Annotated in this window: 13 protein-coding genes and 1 tRNA gene; 8 read left to right on the top strand and 6 right to left on the bottom strand. The window is 49.3% G+C overall.

The annotated features are described in order from the left end of the window. Positions 1-60: 60 nt before the first annotated feature. The 5 genes from trpD to B157_RS0123770 form a co-directional block, all read right to left on the bottom strand. Positions 61-1,047, bottom strand: a complete 987-nt coding sequence (gene trpD / locus B157_RS0123790; RefSeq protein WP_020605814.1) for an anthranilate phosphoribosyltransferase — start codon at positions 1,045-1,047, stop codon at positions 61-63. A gap of 135 nt (positions 1,048-1,182) precedes the next feature. After that, positions 1,183-1,749, bottom strand: a complete 567-nt coding sequence (locus tag B157_RS0123785; protein ID WP_020605813.1) for an anthranilate synthase component II — start codon at positions 1,747-1,749, stop codon at positions 1,183-1,185. An 88-nt stretch (positions 1,750-1,837) separates the two neighbouring features. After that, entirely contained in the window at positions 1,838-3,295 is a 1,458-nt protein-coding gene (locus B157_RS0123780; RefSeq protein ID WP_020605812.1) for an anthranilate synthase component I family protein, read from the bottom strand. Positions 3,296-3,463: 168 nt separating this feature from the next. Beyond that, positions 3,464-3,556: transfer RNA gene (locus B157_RS0123775), tRNA-Pro, on the bottom strand. Positions 3,557-3,806: 250 nt separating this feature from the next. Continuing rightward, complete coding sequence (locus B157_RS0123770; protein ID WP_084761865.1) at positions 3,807-5,720, bottom strand: RecQ family ATP-dependent DNA helicase; 1,914 nt, start codon at positions 5,718-5,720, stop codon at positions 3,807-3,809. Positions 5,721-5,882: 162 nt separating this feature from the next. On the opposite strand from B157_RS0123770, the gene msrB reads away from it, so the two are divergent. From msrB to B157_RS0123725, 8 genes are all read left to right on the top strand, one after another. Then, positions 5,883-6,290 (top strand): peptide-methionine (R)-S-oxide reductase MsrB, encoded by a 408-nt coding sequence (gene msrB, locus B157_RS0123760; protein WP_020605809.1) that lies wholly within the window; start codon positions 5,883-5,885, stop codon positions 6,288-6,290. Positions 6,291-6,466: 176 nt separating this feature from the next. Beyond that, on the top strand, positions 6,467-9,115 hold the full coding sequence (locus B157_RS0123755) for a T9SS type A sorting domain-containing protein (RefSeq protein WP_041952252.1): 2,649 nt from the start codon (positions 6,467-6,469) through the stop codon (positions 9,113-9,115). Positions 9,116-9,136: 21 nt separating this feature from the next. After that, complete coding sequence (locus B157_RS0123750; protein WP_020605807.1) at positions 9,137-10,402, top strand: D-alanyl-D-alanine carboxypeptidase/D-alanyl-D-alanine-endopeptidase; 1,266 nt, start codon at positions 9,137-9,139, stop codon at positions 10,400-10,402. A gap of 133 nt (positions 10,403-10,535) precedes the next feature. Beyond that, positions 10,536-11,795, top strand: a complete 1,260-nt coding sequence (locus tag B157_RS0123745) for an anthranilate phosphoribosyltransferase (RefSeq protein WP_020605806.1) — start codon at positions 10,536-10,538, stop codon at positions 11,793-11,795. Positions 11,796-11,820: 25 nt separating this feature from the next. Next, entirely contained in the window at positions 11,821-13,017 is a 1,197-nt protein-coding gene (gene lhgO / locus B157_RS0123740) for an L-2-hydroxyglutarate oxidase (protein WP_020605805.1), read from the top strand. Positions 13,018-13,095: 78 nt separating this feature from the next. Further along, complete coding sequence (locus B157_RS0123735) at positions 13,096-13,602, top strand: Dps family protein (protein WP_020605804.1); 507 nt, start codon at positions 13,096-13,098, stop codon at positions 13,600-13,602. Positions 13,603-13,690: 88 nt separating this feature from the next. Then, entirely contained in the window at positions 13,691-14,143 is a 453-nt protein-coding gene (locus B157_RS0123730; RefSeq protein WP_026308930.1) for an NUDIX domain-containing protein, read from the top strand. Between the two features lie 46 nt (positions 14,144-14,189). Continuing rightward, a complete protein-coding gene (locus B157_RS0123725; protein WP_020605802.1) occupies positions 14,190-14,636 on the top strand; it encodes a DinB family protein in 447 nt (148 codons plus the stop codon). On the opposite strand, the gene B157_RS0123720 is transcribed toward B157_RS0123725, so the two are convergent. After that, positions 14,605-15,993, bottom strand: coding sequence for a high affinity choline transporter 1 (locus B157_RS0123720; protein WP_020605801.1), 1,389 nt, complete (start codon positions 15,991-15,993; stop codon positions 14,605-14,607). The genes B157_RS0123725 and B157_RS0123720 overlap by 32 nt on opposite strands. Between the last annotated feature and the right edge of the window lie 80 nt (positions 15,994-16,073).

Here is a 16,073-nt window from a genome sequence, read left to right as displayed (position 1 = left end):
TTGACTGTCATTCATCGCGAAACAAAAAAAATGACTAAAAATGACGACTAACGGCTGGTTTTATGCAATTAACTTCTTAAAACAGTTCAACGCCTTTCCGCTTTCCAATGATTCCCGTGCCATTGCCACCGCATCTTCCCGGCCGTTGACTTTCCCGGCAGCCAGCAATGCCATGGCCGAATTAGCCAGAACGGCCTGTTTCTGAGAAGAGGTGGCTTTGTCGTTCAGCACATTCATAAATATCTGTGCTGATTCATCCAGTGTTTGTCCGCCGGCCAGTGATTCGGGCTTCAGCACATCAAACCCTAACTGTCTTGGTTCCAGCACCTGTTCTGTCTGGCTGGTAATAACTTTGAACGCGCCGGTCAGCGAAATTTCGTCGTAGCCATCCAGGGCGTGCAGAATCATAAACTGCTTGTCGGTTTGCTGATAAAGGTACGCATATAATCGTGCCAATTCAAGACTAAACACCCCAACAAGCTGCTTGGCGGGCCTTGCCGGATTTATCATTGGTCCCAGTACATTGAAAAAAGTTTTTACGCCCAGATCTTTCCGGATGGGGGCAACATTTTTCATGGCCGGATGGAAGAGGGGCGCGTGAAGGAAACAAATGCCCGCTGTTTCCATCTTTCGCTGTAGTTCGCCCACATCATTCGTAAATCGATAGCCTAAGTATTCCATAACCGTCGACGAACCAACCAGCGATGACACCCCATGATTCCCGTGCTTGGCAACCCGCTGCCCCGCTCCGGCAACGACGAAGGAGGACAGCGTCGATATATTGAAGGTGTCTTTGCCATCCCCCCCGGTGCCGCAGAGGTCCATTGGATCGTAGTCTGCCAGGTCGACTGGCAGGCAAAGGTCAAGCATCGCATCGCGAAAGCCTTCAAGTTCTTCAAGCCGTAGACTACGCATCATATAAACGGTCAGAAAGGAGGCTATCTGCGCTGGATTGTACTCACCCCGGCCAATGCCCAGAAGCACTTCACGCGCCTGGTCTTTGGTTAGGTGTTTGTATTCGAATAAGTGATTGAGAATCGCTTTCATGGTTTAGTTTATGTGGAGAGATGCGATACCTCGCGTCTCTCCTGACCGGAGGGTTTTGCTACTGTGTGTGATTGTGTGCAGTTTGCACAAATGCTATTTATTGCTGTCGCACATGAGACGCGAGGTATCGCGTCTCTACAGTGCTAACCAGTTTTGAATCATCTTCACGCCGTTTTCGGTCAAAATCGACTCCGGGTGAAATTGCAATCCCCGGACATCATAGTGTGAATGCATCAGACCCATGATACGGCCCTTCTCATCTACAGCCGTTACGCGGAGATCTGCCGGTAATGAGTCAGGCACAACCGTCCAGGAATGATACCTGCCCACCGTCAATTCGTCGGGAATGTCTTGAAAGAGGTATTCAGAGCGGTCGGTGATGATGGTCCGATGGGCTACACCGTGCAATACCTCACCCAGATTTTCCAGCGTAGCTCCGTATACTTCGCCAATACCCTGATGGCCGAGACAGATACCCAAAATGCTTTTGGTAGGTCCGTACATACGGACCAGATCCTGCATAATACCCGCTTCGGAGGGGATTCCCGGCCCCGGCGAAAGCATGATTTTGTCATACTGTCCAACGGATTCCAGCGCGATTTTATCATTCCTGATTACATCGGGCTTTGTTCCTAACTCCCGCAGAATATACACGAGGTTATAGGTGAAGGAATCGTAATTATCTAAAACAAGAAGTTTCATTTTTTTTAAGGAGTGGGGAGTGTGTAATAGGAGTGAGGAGAAGAAAATAGAATTGGTGGCTCCTCACTTCCATTACTTACTCCTGATACTATAAATTTTTTGCCTGTTCAATTGCCATTCGTAGAGCAGCCAGTTTGTTATGGACTTCCTGTAGTTCACTTTCAACGACTGATTTGGCTACTACACCCGCCCCAGCCTGATAGTACAGTGTGTTATCCTTGCTCATGAAGGTCCGAATCATAATGGCATGGTTGAACTCCCCGTCAAAACCCATGTAGCCAATACTGCCGGAATAGAAACTACGGCTCAGATTCTCGTATCGGTCTATTAGGGTCATCGCCATATGCTTGGGTGCGCCCGAGAGCGTACCAGCCGGGAACGTTTCGGCCACAATCTGCAATGGGACGGCGGTTTCGGTTAGGTTACCCACCACTTTAGAGACCAGGTGAATAACGTGTGAGTAATATTGCACTTCTTTGAACGTCTCTACGTTGACCACATCGCAGTTACGGCTTAGGTCATTGCGGGCCAGGTCTACCAGCATAACGTGCTCGGCCGACTCTTTGGGATCGTCGTATAGCTTCTGCGCCAGTTCGGCATCCCGGATGTCGTCGCCCGTACGCCGGAAGGTGCCTGCAATGGGGTAAATGGTGGCTTTTCGGTCTTTAACTACAATCTGCGATTCGGGCGAGGAACCGAATAGTTTATAACTGCCGTAATCGAAATAGAATAGATATGGGGAGGGGTTTAGCGACCGTAGCGTCCGGTATACATTAAATTCATCGCCTATGAACGGGGTCGAAAACCGACGCGCCAGCACAATCTGAAATACATCACCCCGATGGCAATGGTCAATGCCTTTCTGAATAACCCCCCTGAACGCATCGTCCGTGAAGTTCGACTGTTCGGGCCCAGCCGTGCTGAAGGTGTAGGTAGGATAGTTTCGACCCGTAATTAACTCACTAATGTAGTCGAGCCGGTCCTGCTCCGGTGTTTCGATTGATGCTGGGTCTTCGGTTTCTCCTTCCGGAATGTAGCTATGTTCAAACAGATATAGCTCATCTTTAAAGTGGTTGATAGCCAATACATAGCGATACACCATAAAAACGGCGGCCGGAATCTGGTTTTCGGGCGGTACGGGAGCGTGGAGGGTAATATCTTCAAAACTCTGCACAGCCGGATAGCCAAAGTACCCGAACAGACCATTTGTAATAAAAGAAAAAGGAGATTTCTGGTGTTGAAAGCTGTCTTTGAATTGCTGAAGAGCACCCTTCATTTCCTGAATAGGTAAGTCGCGGGTTTGCTCCGGTTCTTCCGGCATCTTAATGGTCAGCCTTCCAGTCTCGTACGAGAATCGGGCAACCGGGTCGAAGGCGATGTACGAAAACGAGTTTTCGTTGCCATGATAGTCTGAGCTTTCGAGCAGAATACTGTTCAAAAACCGGTCACGGATACGTAGGTAGATGCTGACCGGCGTAATAATATCGGCTAGCATCCGCTTGTGGCGGCTGATAACGCGGTAGGTAGTGGGTTTTGTCGTAGTCATTTTCTGGTAATTTTTACTGAAAAGGAAAAAAAATAAGGCTCACCGGGATGACGGTGAGCCTTTATATCGTTTTCTGGTAAACAACAATAGGGGCAACCCTCATCTCGGTTGAGAAGAGTGCCACCACCAAATCATGTTTACTGCGTTATTCATCGTTAAATTTCGTTTTGGTCGGGGTGGTGGGATTCGAACCGCACCGGCGGCCCGGCCACGACCTTTACGTCCCGAACGTAGCACGCTACCAGGCTGCGCTACACCCCGATTGAGCGCACAAAGATAAAACGTTTGTTTTGTTATAGTCAATACGTTGCGTAAACTTTCCCCGGAAATTAGTCGCTTTAATATGATCAGAGAAGGGCCAGCTACCCTATTGTACTAAACTATACCGCTCTAAAGGAATCGCTTCAATGGTAGTCTGGTCGGGGCGTACAACCCGGAAGCCAAATCGATAACGATCTAGGGTTACAATAGTCGGCAATGTGAATTGTGCTGGTCCACCAGCAGCCAGTGCTCACCCTACATTTAGTGTCAGATTTCCACTTTTCGTGTATCGAATTTCCTCTTCGGCCAGCATTTGTTTCAGGGTTTGAGTAAGAGACTCTGCATCGGTTTGGGCGAAGTAATGCGCGAGTTGTTTGGGTGATACGCCCGGCCCATTGGCCAGGGCAACGTATTCGCGAACCTGCTCCCGGACGGCTGACTGACTTTGCTCTAACTTTTTCTTCTTTTTAAGGCAGTTATCGCAGATGCCGCAACGGTCTCCTGGTTTTTCTCCGAAATAAGCCTGTAATAGCCGGGTGCGGCATTGGGTTGGGTGTTCGGTATACAGGGTGGCCGCCTGTACCTTTCGCATGGCCAGTTCTTTGCGTCGGTTTAACTCCTGCGTATTGACCGGCAACGACGGAGCATCGTATCGGGGTGTTAGAAACGTTAACTGGGGTTTGTCCTTCTGCTTTTCGTAAATGACCACGTTCCGCTGATGCAACTGCGTGAGTAACTGCTCAATTTCCGACTGATTGACAAGATAGGTTCGGGCCAGCGTGGATTCCGAGATGGTAATGAAGTCGGTGAACAGTTCGCCCCCGTACAACCGGAGTAGTAGCTTCAGGAATGGGTCGAGACGGGGATTCAGTACCTGGAACTCGTAAAGCTGCCGGTTGTCCAGCACAATAGTTAGCCGGGAGGGATGAAAGTAGTTCTCACTTAATTGAATCAACCCTTCCAGTTGTAGCTGTTTCAGGGCGTAGTGGGTTTCCTGCTGGGGCAGACTGAACGTAGCGGTGAAAGCGCCCATGTCGAAGTCATAACTACTAAACTCGCCCCCACCAAGCGGTACCGCGGTATAATTCGCCAGCGCCTGATAGACCCGGCGCAACATAGCTACAGGTTGATACAACTGCTCGGTTCGGAAACGCAGGTTTTCCAAATCTCCGGGGGTGTACAGCATGACGGCGTAGGATTTCTGCCCATCGCGACCAGCCCGACCCGCTTCCTGATAGTAGGCTTCGAGCGAATCAGGAACGTCGAGGTGAACCACCGTGCGAACATCGGGTTTGTCGATACCCATACCAAACGCATTCGTGGCGACCATAACCCGCGTATCCCCTTTCATCCAGAAGTCCTGCTTGTCGGACCGTTGCTGGGTAGTCAGACCAGCGTGGTAGAAATCAGCCGAAATTTCATGTTTTAAAAGCCATTGGGCAATCTGTTGCGTTTGCCGACGGCTCCGAACGTAAACAATTCCGCAGCCCGGCACGTTTTGCAGCACCCGTAACAGGCGGTTTTCTTTGTCCTCTTCCAAAACGGCGGAGTAGGAGAGGTTGGGCCGTGCAAAGGTTTGCCGGAAGATAACAGGCTCCCGCAGCGTCAGTTTATCAACAATATCCGTCTGAACATCGGGCGTGGCCGAAGCAGTCAGGGCAATGATGGGGGTGTCGGGAATGAGTTGACGAAATTCGGCAATTTGCAAATAGGGAGGGCGGAAGTCATAGCCCCAGGCCGAAATGCAGTGTGCTTCATCGACCGCCAATAAACAAACGGTCATTTGCTTTACCCGTTCAATGACAAGCTCGGTTCGTAATCGCTCAGGAGAAACGTACAGAAACTTCAGATTACCGTAAATGCAGTTGTCCAGCGTCGTGTCAATTTCCCGATAGTGCATACCGGAGTAGATGGCCGCAGCCGGAATACCCCGCTTTCGTAACTGCTCGACCTGGTCCTTCATCAACGCAATGAGGGGTGTTACCACAATACAAACGCCTTTCATGGCCAGGGTTGGCACCTGGAAGCAAATGGATTTTCCGCCCCCCGTTGGCATCAGTACAAGGGCATCCTGACGGTCCAGCACCCGATTGACTACATCTTCCTGCATAGGCCGGAAGTGTTCGTATCCCCAAAATTGTTGTAATAGTTGCCGGATAGTCAATTTTAGTTTGATGTTTGAAGTTGTGCAGTACCGTCTTGTTGTTCGATTTAACGACAAACAAAAATACGGCATCAAAACCCAAATCGTTATCAAAGCGTTGTTTGATTGGGATGAAATATTCGCGCCTTTACAACATCGAACATCGAACATCAAACTACTATTATGATTCAGAAAGTTATCAAATCTGACGAAGAGTGGAAGCAACTGCTTACGCCGGAACAATATCGGGTGGCGCGTGGTAAAGGAACGGAGCGGGCTTTCACGGGAGAGTATTGCGAAGCCCATGACCCGGGTGTTTATGCCTGCGTGTGCTGTGGTACGGAACTATTCGAATCGACGACCAAGTTTGAGTCGGGCACTGGCTGGCCCAGTTTCACCGAACCAATCGAGGAAGAGCGTGTTCGTCTTGAGAAAGATGATAGTTACGGCATGCGCCGGGTAGAGGTGCTATGCAACGTGTGTGATGCCCATCTCGGACATGTTTTTAATGATGGGCCGAAACCAACCGGCATGCGATACTGTCTGAATTCGGTCTCGCTCGTACTAAAACGGCCCGCCGAACCGGCCTGAAAACCGTTGGTGACCATTGAGATTGCCTGTTTTATGAATTACACCATAAAACAGGCAATCTTATTTCTGCTATGTTCATCCATTTATTTTTGGCAACAGGGTCATTCTTAGCGTACAGACCATTGATAATGGTTATTTAGACCCGAAATTTACTCGTCTGAAAGATTAATGTCGATATGATGTACGGGAAGATTGTAGGGGTGTTATGCAGTGTGGTCATGCTGGCAAATCCAATGGTTGCCCAAAAAATGGCTTCTTCCGCTTCGCCAATAGCACCTTCGTCTCCACTAAGCTTATCTGCTCCTGGGTCCAAAATAGACTACTATAGCGACAACCGGGATGCGTTTACGCAGGTATCACCGCCCGCGGTTTTTCTCCAGCGAAAAACCGCGTCGGGCCGTCCTGCTGCCCCAAAATCGCAGTTTATCGTTACCTATACCAACTTCACCCCCGAAGCAAAACGGGCTTTTCAGTACGCGGTCGATATCTGGTCGACATTAATTACGTCCTCCGTGCCGATTCGAATACAGGCTAACTGGATTTCCGATACGCCGGGCTTACTGGGTTCAGCGGGGCCAACATCGTATCGGTATAGTATTGATGGAGCACAAAAAGCAACGGCGTTTTACCCCATTGCACTGGCCGAAAAGATTGCCCATCGCGAGCTGAATTCCCCTGGCGAAGCGGATATCATAGCGGACTTCAACCGAAACAATGAATGGTACTTCGGTACCGATGGGCTCACCCCCAAAGGCCAGACAGATATGGTAACGGCAGTACTGCACGAACTGACACATGGGCTGGGGTTCATTGGTTTTTTCAACACGACTAGTACTCCTTCCGGCCAGATTGTTGGTCAATATCTGGCAGCTTTGCCATCGGTTTACGATTGCTTTATTGAAACGGGCGGGGCCGGCGGTCCGGTAAGGCGGTTGGTAACGTCTCAGAAAGAATTCCCGAATAACTCCCCTGAGTTAAACCAGCAATTAACGGGCAATGACCTGTTCCTCAACGGAGCGATACTCCGGCAGACCACGGTTCAGAAACTCCGGCTCCATGCCAAATCACAATTTTCCCGGTCAACCAGCATTTATCACCTGGATGAAGACACGTATCCTACAGGAAACGAAAATTCACTGATGACACCCACGTTAAAACAGGCCGAATCCATTCACTCTCCCGGCCCACTGGTAGCGACGTTCTTTTCTGATATGGAATGGAAGACAACATCCGTTCTGCACACGCCTTTATCCAACAGCGAAGAGGCTAAAGACCTGCTGTTTAGTGCCCGAATTATTAGCGACACAACGATTATTCCGGCGTCTGGCCAGTTATTCTACCGAAAAAGTGCCCCCACCGCCAGCGATACCGCCTTTACGGCTATTCCACTTGTCCGAGTCGATACAACCAACGAATATCGGTATACGCTACCTGCTGCCCAGGCTAAAGGTGATATCTGGTATTACATTCAGGCGCAGGACGTAACGGGGAAATCATTCGTGAACCCTGGCAGGCAGTTAAATGGGGCAAAAACCTGGTATCATATTCAGGTAGGCCCAGACACAACGCCACCCACCATTCAGTTTAGCCCCGCCAAACAGTCCTTATTCTCAACAACTACGATTGATAGTCTGCCAATCTATGCCCGTATTTCCGACGACAGAAGTGGTATCGCTTCGGCTTATGTTGAATACCAGATTAATGGTGTAGCGCAACCAAACATACTCTTAAACTATAGTCGCCTGACCATTGGTAATTTTACCTACGACTCCGTTTATGCGAATCGAGTTGTTTTTCCCGCCAATTCACTGAAAACTGGTGATAAAGTCACCTATCGGATCGTAGCGCAGGACAACGCGCGAACCAAAAACCAACGTGCCAATCCAGTCAACGGTTTCTATCAGTTGACGGTGGTGGGGCTTCGGGCAGTACGCGATCATTACACAACGACATTCAACGAAACTGGTGTGGCCAGCGACTTTGTGGGAAATGGCTTTTCTATTACGACTCCTGCCAGTTTTGGTGATCCGGCCATTCATTCAGAACATCCGTACCGCAATGGTAATGACTTTAAATCGCAGGCTAATAATGATATAGTATTGTTGGCTCCTATTCGGATAAAAGCTAACCCGGACAGCGCCTACATTCGTTTTGACGAAATTGTACTGGTCGAGTCGGGGGATGCCAGCAGCCGGCTGGGCGATGCGACTTTCTATGACTACGTCATTGTGGAAGGTTCCAGCGACAGTGGTCGTACCTGGAAACCGCTGATCGATGCCTATACGTCCAACGACAGGGGGGAGTGGTTGACGGCTTACAATAGCGACCTTGTGCCAGGGCTATATGGCGAGCGAAATTCAAAAGCGGGCGGCTTTCCGGCCATGTACCGAAAGCGGGAAATACCCCTTCTGAAACCGGGAGCGACTTTCAAAGCCGGGGATCAGGTTCTGATTCGGTTTCGGTTATTTGCCGACCAGTTATCGTACGGCTGGGGTTGGTCTATTGATAATCTCCGGATTCAGGCTGGTCCGCCACCCCCTGTGCTGGCCGCTGACCCCGTTTCTGTCGGAACATTCAGGTTATATCCTAATCCGGTTAGTAGCGGGTCGATAAAACTGGAGGCTGATCTTCCCAAAGCGTTGGCTGAGATTACGGTAACTATTACTCAGCCAACCGGGCAACTCATGCAGCAACTCACGCTAAAAGCAACGGGCACAAAAATCAGTGAGCAACTTGATTTAAGTCAATTACCCGAAGGGTTATACTTTATACAGTTGAAAGCGGATGATCTACTCCTAACGAAGAAGGTTATTATTGTAAAATAATCCTGATCTGGTGGTTCACGTATGAAAATCGTTTCTAGCTTCTTCCTGCTTCTTTCGCTGGTTCTTGCCTGCTCTCCGGCCCGGCATATTCGTCGTGAACTTCGGACAAAGTCAGTCTATACGGATCATTTTACTGGTGTCGCTTTGTATGACCCGGTTCGGCAGCGGGCATTGATACAGTATAATGCCGATAAGCCTTTTGTACCCGCGTCGAATACGAAGTTGTTTAGTTTTTATGCCGGATTGTTGTATTTGCCTGACTCGCTCCCGGCATTACGCTACACAATTCGTGCTGATTCCTTACTCTTTTGGGGAACGGGAAATCCGCTGCTGCTCCACCCCGATCTGCCTGATACAACAGTGCTGGCTTTTCTGAGGAATCGCCCGGAGCGCCTGTTCTTTTCTGCCGCCAACTATAATGGACCACGTTTTGGGCCGGGCTGGGCCTGGGACGATTACAATGATGATTACTCGCCCGAACTAGCTCCGTTGCCCATATACGGTAATGTTGTTCGCTTTCGGAACAGCACGATAAGTCCTCGCTTACTGGCCGATAGCGTTCACATGGCCGCCGGTACTGCGCCGGGTGGGGTCCGCAGAGCCGAGTATTCCAATCAATTTACCCGCCCGGCCAGCAACCAGTCTATTCGACAGGATGTGCCGTTTCGATGGTCGCCTGAATTGGCTGCCAGATTACTGGCCGATACACTGCATCGGGAAGTGAATGTCGTTTCGGTTCCTATACCCGCGACAACACTGGTAGTACGCGGGACACCGGCCGACTCGCTTTACAAACGGATGCTTCACGTAAGTGATAATCAATTTGCCGAGCAAACGCTGTTCATGATCTCCGCCGAACGGAATAAAGTTAAACTTGACCCGGTAGCTGAACTGCATCGAATGACCGATTCTGTTCTGCACATACCGGCAGGTGCTGCCCGGTGGGTCGATGGTTCTGGCTTGTCGCGTTACAACGCCTTTACGCCTAATGTATTAATTGCTTTGCTCACGAAAATAGCGGAAAAAATACCCCAGAAGCGGCTTTTTGCTTTACTCCCAGCCGCCGGGCAGTCTGGAACATTACGAAATCTTGGGATGGATGGTAACCCCTATGTATTTGCCAAATCTGGTTCGATGACGGGCGTTTATAATTTGAGTGGTTATATAGTAACCAAACAGGGTAAGTTGCTTTATTTCAGTATTATGCACAATAACTTTACCCAGCCGGTAAGTGAAATGCGCCGACGAACGGGCGAGTTATTGAAAGAGATATACACCCGATTTTGACACCTGGTGCTTTTTCGGTTAAGTAATTAAAGGGGGCTGTACGCTAAAAAGTGTCTGGTATGTCCAGCCGTGAATAGGTCTTTTTTGTTTACTTTTACTTACTCCCTACTGCTCAGTTAAACACGTTAGTCTTATGGTTTTGGATACACCTGCCACCAGCACCCCGCTTGGGCGTGGTATCAAACATATTGGCATTGGTAAGTACGGTAGCAAACCCCTTACCCCCGAATTATTAACCGATTGCCGGGCTGCCCTAACCGATCCAACGGCTCATCCATTGCAACGTGGGGCCTTTTTAGGTGCATTGCTGGCCAAAGGAATGACGCCCGAAGAGAAAACACTGGAAGAGGTAATTGGTAAAGGAGCTTTTGGACACCCCACCTATTTTATCAACAAAATTTGCCCCGATTTACCCGTGGGACTATATCCAGTAGCCATCAAACTCGTTCGTGGTGCAAATCTGCAGGTGAGTGAAGCGGAACAACTGGGCGATTACCTGTTCGGCGATGGCGTATGCGAGACTTTTCGGGGGCTGGCAGTCAGTATTATGCGAGTCCGGCACGAAACCAACGAAGAATATCATGGACTGATGCGCGCTGCCGAACGAACGTACTCGCCTGGTTTTGGCCCCATAAGCTGCGCCGACCGACCCTTGATTCAACTGGCTGATCCCTTTGATGGGGTTGAACACAGTTATCTGATTACACCATTGCTGGGACAGTTTTTCCAGAAACGGGGCTACGGGGCGATATCCATGGTTGGCCGGTCTGGAGGCCCTAAGTTTATGCTCAACGCTCTTGACCTTTACATGAATCTGGGCTGCCAGTTTCTGCAAAGTAACCACGAACTCGATACGCCCCTACATTCATTTGGCTGGGTACTGGATCAGAAAGCACTGTCGCCCGCGCTCAATAGGTGGGTAGACCGGCGTACTGTCATTATTAAGCGGCCATTTCTGGCTACACTCGAGAAAGTTCTCAATCCCTGCCACGCCCGAATATTAGTGACGTCCGTATTTCATATTACGTATCAGATGAAAATGGCAGAACTGGCCATGCTGGCGGGTTTCGATGGAGTCATCGTACTAAAACGGGGCCTGGAGGGGAGCCTGGCGCCGTCGACGAGCCGGTCGAGTGGCGTTTTGTGTGCCGTACGTACACCCAAAGGCCATTTGTTTTTTCAGCATTTTGAGGGCGATGCTCCGGCATTTTCGGCCTTTCGTACCGAAACTGAATCGGAAATTGAACAGCCTCAGGCATCAGATAATGCCCGACTTGTGCGGAAATTTATGACCGATGGGCATACGGAAAACGCCGAATTCGATAATCGGGTACGTTTTGCTCATGCGCTTTATGGCCGGGGCCTGGACTGGATTGAAGGGCAGTTGCAGTGAACAGAATGCGTATCTTTGGTCGCAAATGACAGACGTAGTGATTATCGGTGGTGGTATTGTTGGACTAGCCACCGCCTTACAATTGAAACAGCAGCGACCGGCTCTTAACGTCGTTCTGCTGGAGAAAGAATTTGCCGTAGCGCAACACCAGACCGGGCACAACAGTGGTGTCATCCACTCCGGGCTTTACTATAAACCCGGTAGCCTGAAAGCTATAAACTGCATTCGGGGTTACCAGATGTTACTTGATTTCTGTAATGCCGAAGCTATTCCATACGACTTGTGTGGCAAGATTGTGGTAGCGACAAAACAGGAAGAAGTACCCCAGTTGGAAACCCTCTATCAACGTGGATTACAAAACGGTCTTGCTGGTTTAAAAAAGCTGTCGGTGACTGAAATGCGTGACATTGAGCCACACGTAACCGGAGTTGCCGGCATGTTTGTACCACAAACAGGCATAATTGACTACAAGCAGGTCGCTGACAAATACGCTGAGAAGTTCAAGCTATTGGGGGGAGAAATTCGATTGGGTGAACGCGTTGAACAGGTAACTACCGGTACGAGCATCAGTATCGTGGTGACGGATAAGAATTGCTACGAAACAAAACTGGTCATCAACTGCGCTGGTCTGTATTCCGATAAAATTGCTCAACTAACGCAGCGCGAACCCATAGATGTTCGTATTGTGCCATTTCGGGGAGAGTATTTTAAGCTCAAATCCCAGAAAGAATACCTGGTCAAAAACCTGATTTACCCCGTTCCTGATCCTAACTTTCCGTTTCTTGGTGTTCATTTTACTCGCATGGTTCACGGGGGAGTGGAGGCTGGCCCTAACGCGGTACTGGCTTTCCAGCGGGAAGGCTATAAAAAATCAGACATCAATCTGAAAGAACTGGCGCAGACACTAGCCTGGCCGGGCTTTCAAAAAGTAGCCGCCAAATATTGGGAAACGGGCCTCGGTGAAATGTACCGGTCATTTTCTAAATCAGCCTTTACCAAAGCATTACAGGCCTTGATTCCCGAAATTCAGGAAGACGATCTGGAGCCTGGGGGCGCCGGGGTTCGCGCGCAGGCCTGTGACCGAACCGGTGGCCTTCTCGATGATTTTGCTATTGTAGAAACGGATAAAGCTATTAATGTGCTCAATGCCCCATCGCCAGCCGCCACATCGTCATTATCCATCGGCAATACGGTGGCGGAAAAAGCGTTGACCCGTTTTTAAGGGGAATTTAACAAACAATCCAGCCGACACTATGTTCTTGTGTAAGAATGGATTCTAGTCCCTAAAACAGACCAACAGATGAAAGCGATTAATGAAATTGATGAACTGGACACTCCTTCTGACCTGAAGGAAAAAGGGCGCGAAAAAGTAGCCGAAGCCGTAAATGGCCTGGTAGCTGATGCCTTCGCGTTATATATCAAAACTAAAAACTTCCACTGGCATATGTCGGGTCGTCACTTTCGTGATTATCATCTTCTACTTGATGAACAGGCTGACCAGATTTTTGCCACGATTGACCCCCTTGCTGAGCGTGTTCGTAAAATTGGAGCCAATACAATCCGGTCAGTTGCGCACATTGCCCAGTTGCAACGGGTGAAAGACAACGACGAGGATTTTGTAACGGCAAAAGACATGTTGAAGGATCTTCTTTCCGAAAACAGGAAGATGGCAAAGAACATGCGTGATGCGCATAAGATTTCTGATGATGCCGAAGATGTAGCCACCGCCAGCTTACTGGAAGTATATATCGACGAAACCGAACGGCGTACCTGGTTCCTGTTCGAAACCACACGGGATTTGAACTAAGGGCCAGACAGGACTGATAAGTTTGAAAGAGCGATTGTTTTTCCAGCAACAAGTTGGGAAAGCAGTCGCTCTTTCGTATGTTTCCGGTATGAAAGTTCGTCCATCCGCCCTCATCTGGCGAAAGAGTAATAGCCAGATAGAAGTTTTGTTCATGCGTTACTCGTACGGGGGGCAGGATGTATTCGCTTTGCCCGGTGGTAGCCCTAACCGGGGGGAAATCTTGCCTGAGACGATTGTTCGCGAAATCCGTGAAGAACTGGGTGTTTTAATCGAAGTGGGCGAAATGATTCTGGCGGGTGAAATGCTGCTCACTGAGCGTAATGACGACGTATTGCACGTCGTCTTTGCCGTCCGGACATTTACCGGTACGCCAGTCTTAAACTCCGATGAAACAACGGCCCTCGATGTTGTCTGGAAACCCATCAACGAACTGGGCAACCTTAACCTTTACCCAAACATCGGCGCTAGACTCCAGCCCTGGTTTGATAGTGCCAGCTATCTGGGTTACATCGGTCGGATTGAGCAACAGTATTTCGGGTAGTAGGAACGAAAAAATACCAGACTGCATCGAAAATCGTCTACTACCTATGCTTACTCAAACACTGAAAGCCCTCTTTCGCCGTGATCTTGAACAACTGAAGCGGGAGATTGAATTATATCAGAGCGAAGAAAAAATCTGGTACACCGAAAAAGGCATCAGCAATTCGGCCGGGAATCTGTGTCTGCATCTGGTTGGTAATCTGAATGCGTTCATCGGTGCCGAACTTGGGAAAACGGGCTATGTACGCCACCGCGACCTGGAGTTCTCGCTGAAAAATGTTTCCCGGAGTGAGTTACTGACTAAAATAGATGAAACTAATGCCGTTGTTGAGCGTGCGTTAGAAAACCTGACCATCGAACAACTCGAGGCTGAATACCCACAACAGGTATTTGGTAAACCAATGACCACCGAATACCTTCTGGTGCATTTATCCTCGCACCTAATGTATCATCTGGGCCAGATTAATTATCATCGGCGGCTACTGGATGCCTGAAAAACAGGCTCCCTGCTACCATTCCAACCGTACTCGCCAGCAAGCCCCACAACATCGGCGAAATTTCGGTTTGTAGCCATAAGCAAAGTAGCCACACAATGAACCCAATGAGCATAGAACAGAGGCATCCTGTCAGGTTCGCCCGTTTCCAGTAAATGCCGGCCGTTAAGGGAATAAACAAAGAAACAAGGCTAAAAGCTGATGATTCACCAACCAGATCGAAGATGTTTGTATCACGGGTGGTGCTCATCAAGACGCAGATGAGAGTGATGACTACTATTGACCAGCGGATTGCCCTTAGCAACGTCTTATCAGCAATATCCGGCCGGAAAAACTTCATCACATTCTCCCCAAAGACCGTCGCTGGTGCCAGAATAGCCCCACTCGATACACTCAGAATGGCCGACGTTACTGCCCCGAAAAACAACACCTGCAAAGGAAAGCTACCATGCTGCATTACCATGTTCGGAATAATGAGTTGATTATCTTTTGGTAGGTCAGGATGAAGTAGTTTGGCACTAAGCGCAATGAACAGGGGCAGCATGGCAATCGTAACGTACATACCTGATGCCAGGAATGAGGCCCGAACGGCCGTATTCTCTGTCTTGGCGGCCATCACACGCTGAAAAACATCCTGTTGTGGGATAGATCCCAGGCCAATCGTAATCCAGGCGGCAACATACGCCAGCCAGTCTTTTCCCGTCGACTTTGGCAGGAAACGAAAAAAGCCCGGGGGGGTCTGTTTTTCTATCGTTTCCCAACCACCAACCTCATTCCACAAGAGCACGCCTAAAACGGCCAGTGCAAGAATGATAATCAGGTTATGGAAAAAATCAGTAATGGAAATGGACCACATACCACCCAGCAATGTGTAAATCATAACAACGCCTGCGCTACCAACAATGCAGTACGCACGGGGAATGTCAGTTACCACACTCAACACAATGCCAATGGCTACCAGTTGGGCGGCAATCCAGCTAAAATAGGAAGGTATAACCATCAATGCGGAGAGTAACTCCGCCGACCGACCATATCGGATACGGAAGTAATCGCAGAACGTTGTAATATTAAGTCGATAGAGCGGGCGAGCGAAAAAAGCACCAACCAGAAACAGGCATAACGCTGACCCAAAAGGCTCTTCGATAACCGCCAGAAATCCACCTTCTACAAACATCGCCGGAGCACCCATAATGGTTTCTGAGCCAAACCAGGTAGCAAACGTTACGGAGGCCGCCAGCAACAGAGGTAACCGCCGACCCGCCAGCACAAAGTCTTGCGAAGTCGTTACGCGACGGGCCGCCCAGGCACCAACAGCTACGTTGGAAAGTAGGTAAAGTGAAATGAAGAAGAGGAGCATAATGGAGCAGTCAAACCGCCAAATCTACATAATCAGACAATAAAAATTCCGTAAGTGCTTGATTTATCAAGCACTTACGG

The organism is Spirosoma spitsbergense DSM 19989, from assembly GCF_000374085.1.
In the GTDB taxonomy this organism is placed as follows: domain Bacteria; phylum Bacteroidota; class Bacteroidia; order Cytophagales; family Spirosomataceae; genus Spirosoma; species Spirosoma spitsbergense.
The sequence above is the reverse complement of the archived record's forward strand: the minus strand, read 5'-3'. Positions and strand labels throughout refer to the sequence as shown.

Bases quoted from the DNA above. Each gene is read 5' to 3' on its own strand.
- trpD (WP_020605814.1), bottom strand. From the start codon at position 1,047: ATGAAAGCGATTCTCAATCACTTATTCGAATACAAACACCTAACCAAA.
- B157_RS0123785 (WP_020605813.1), bottom strand. From the start codon at position 1,749: ATGAAACTTCTTGTTTTAGATAATTACGATTCCTTCACCTATAACCTC.
- B157_RS0123780 (WP_020605812.1), bottom strand. From the start codon at position 3,295: ATGACTACGACAAAACCCACTACCTACCGCGTTATCAGCCGCCACAAG.
- msrB (WP_020605809.1), top strand. From the start codon at position 5,883: ATGATTCAGAAAGTTATCAAATCTGACGAAGAGTGGAAGCAACTGCTT.
- B157_RS0123755 (WP_041952252.1), top strand. From the start codon at position 6,467: ATGATGTACGGGAAGATTGTAGGGGTGTTATGCAGTGTGGTCATGCTG.
- B157_RS0123750 (WP_020605807.1), top strand. From the start codon at position 9,137: ATGAAAATCGTTTCTAGCTTCTTCCTGCTTCTTTCGCTGGTTCTTGCC.
- B157_RS0123745 (WP_020605806.1), top strand. From the start codon at position 10,536: ATGGTTTTGGATACACCTGCCACCAGCACCCCGCTTGGGCGTGGTATC.
- lhgO (WP_020605805.1), top strand. From the start codon at position 11,821: ATGACAGACGTAGTGATTATCGGTGGTGGTATTGTTGGACTAGCCACC.
- B157_RS0123735 (WP_020605804.1), top strand. From the start codon at position 13,096: ATGAAAGCGATTAATGAAATTGATGAACTGGACACTCCTTCTGACCTG.
- B157_RS0123730 (WP_026308930.1), top strand. From the start codon at position 13,691: ATGAAAGTTCGTCCATCCGCCCTCATCTGGCGAAAGAGTAATAGCCAG.
- B157_RS0123725 (WP_020605802.1), top strand. From the start codon at position 14,190: ATGCTTACTCAAACACTGAAAGCCCTCTTTCGCCGTGATCTTGAACAA.
- B157_RS0123720 (WP_020605801.1), bottom strand. From the start codon at position 15,993: ATGCTCCTCTTCTTCATTTCACTTTACCTACTTTCCAACGTAGCTGTT.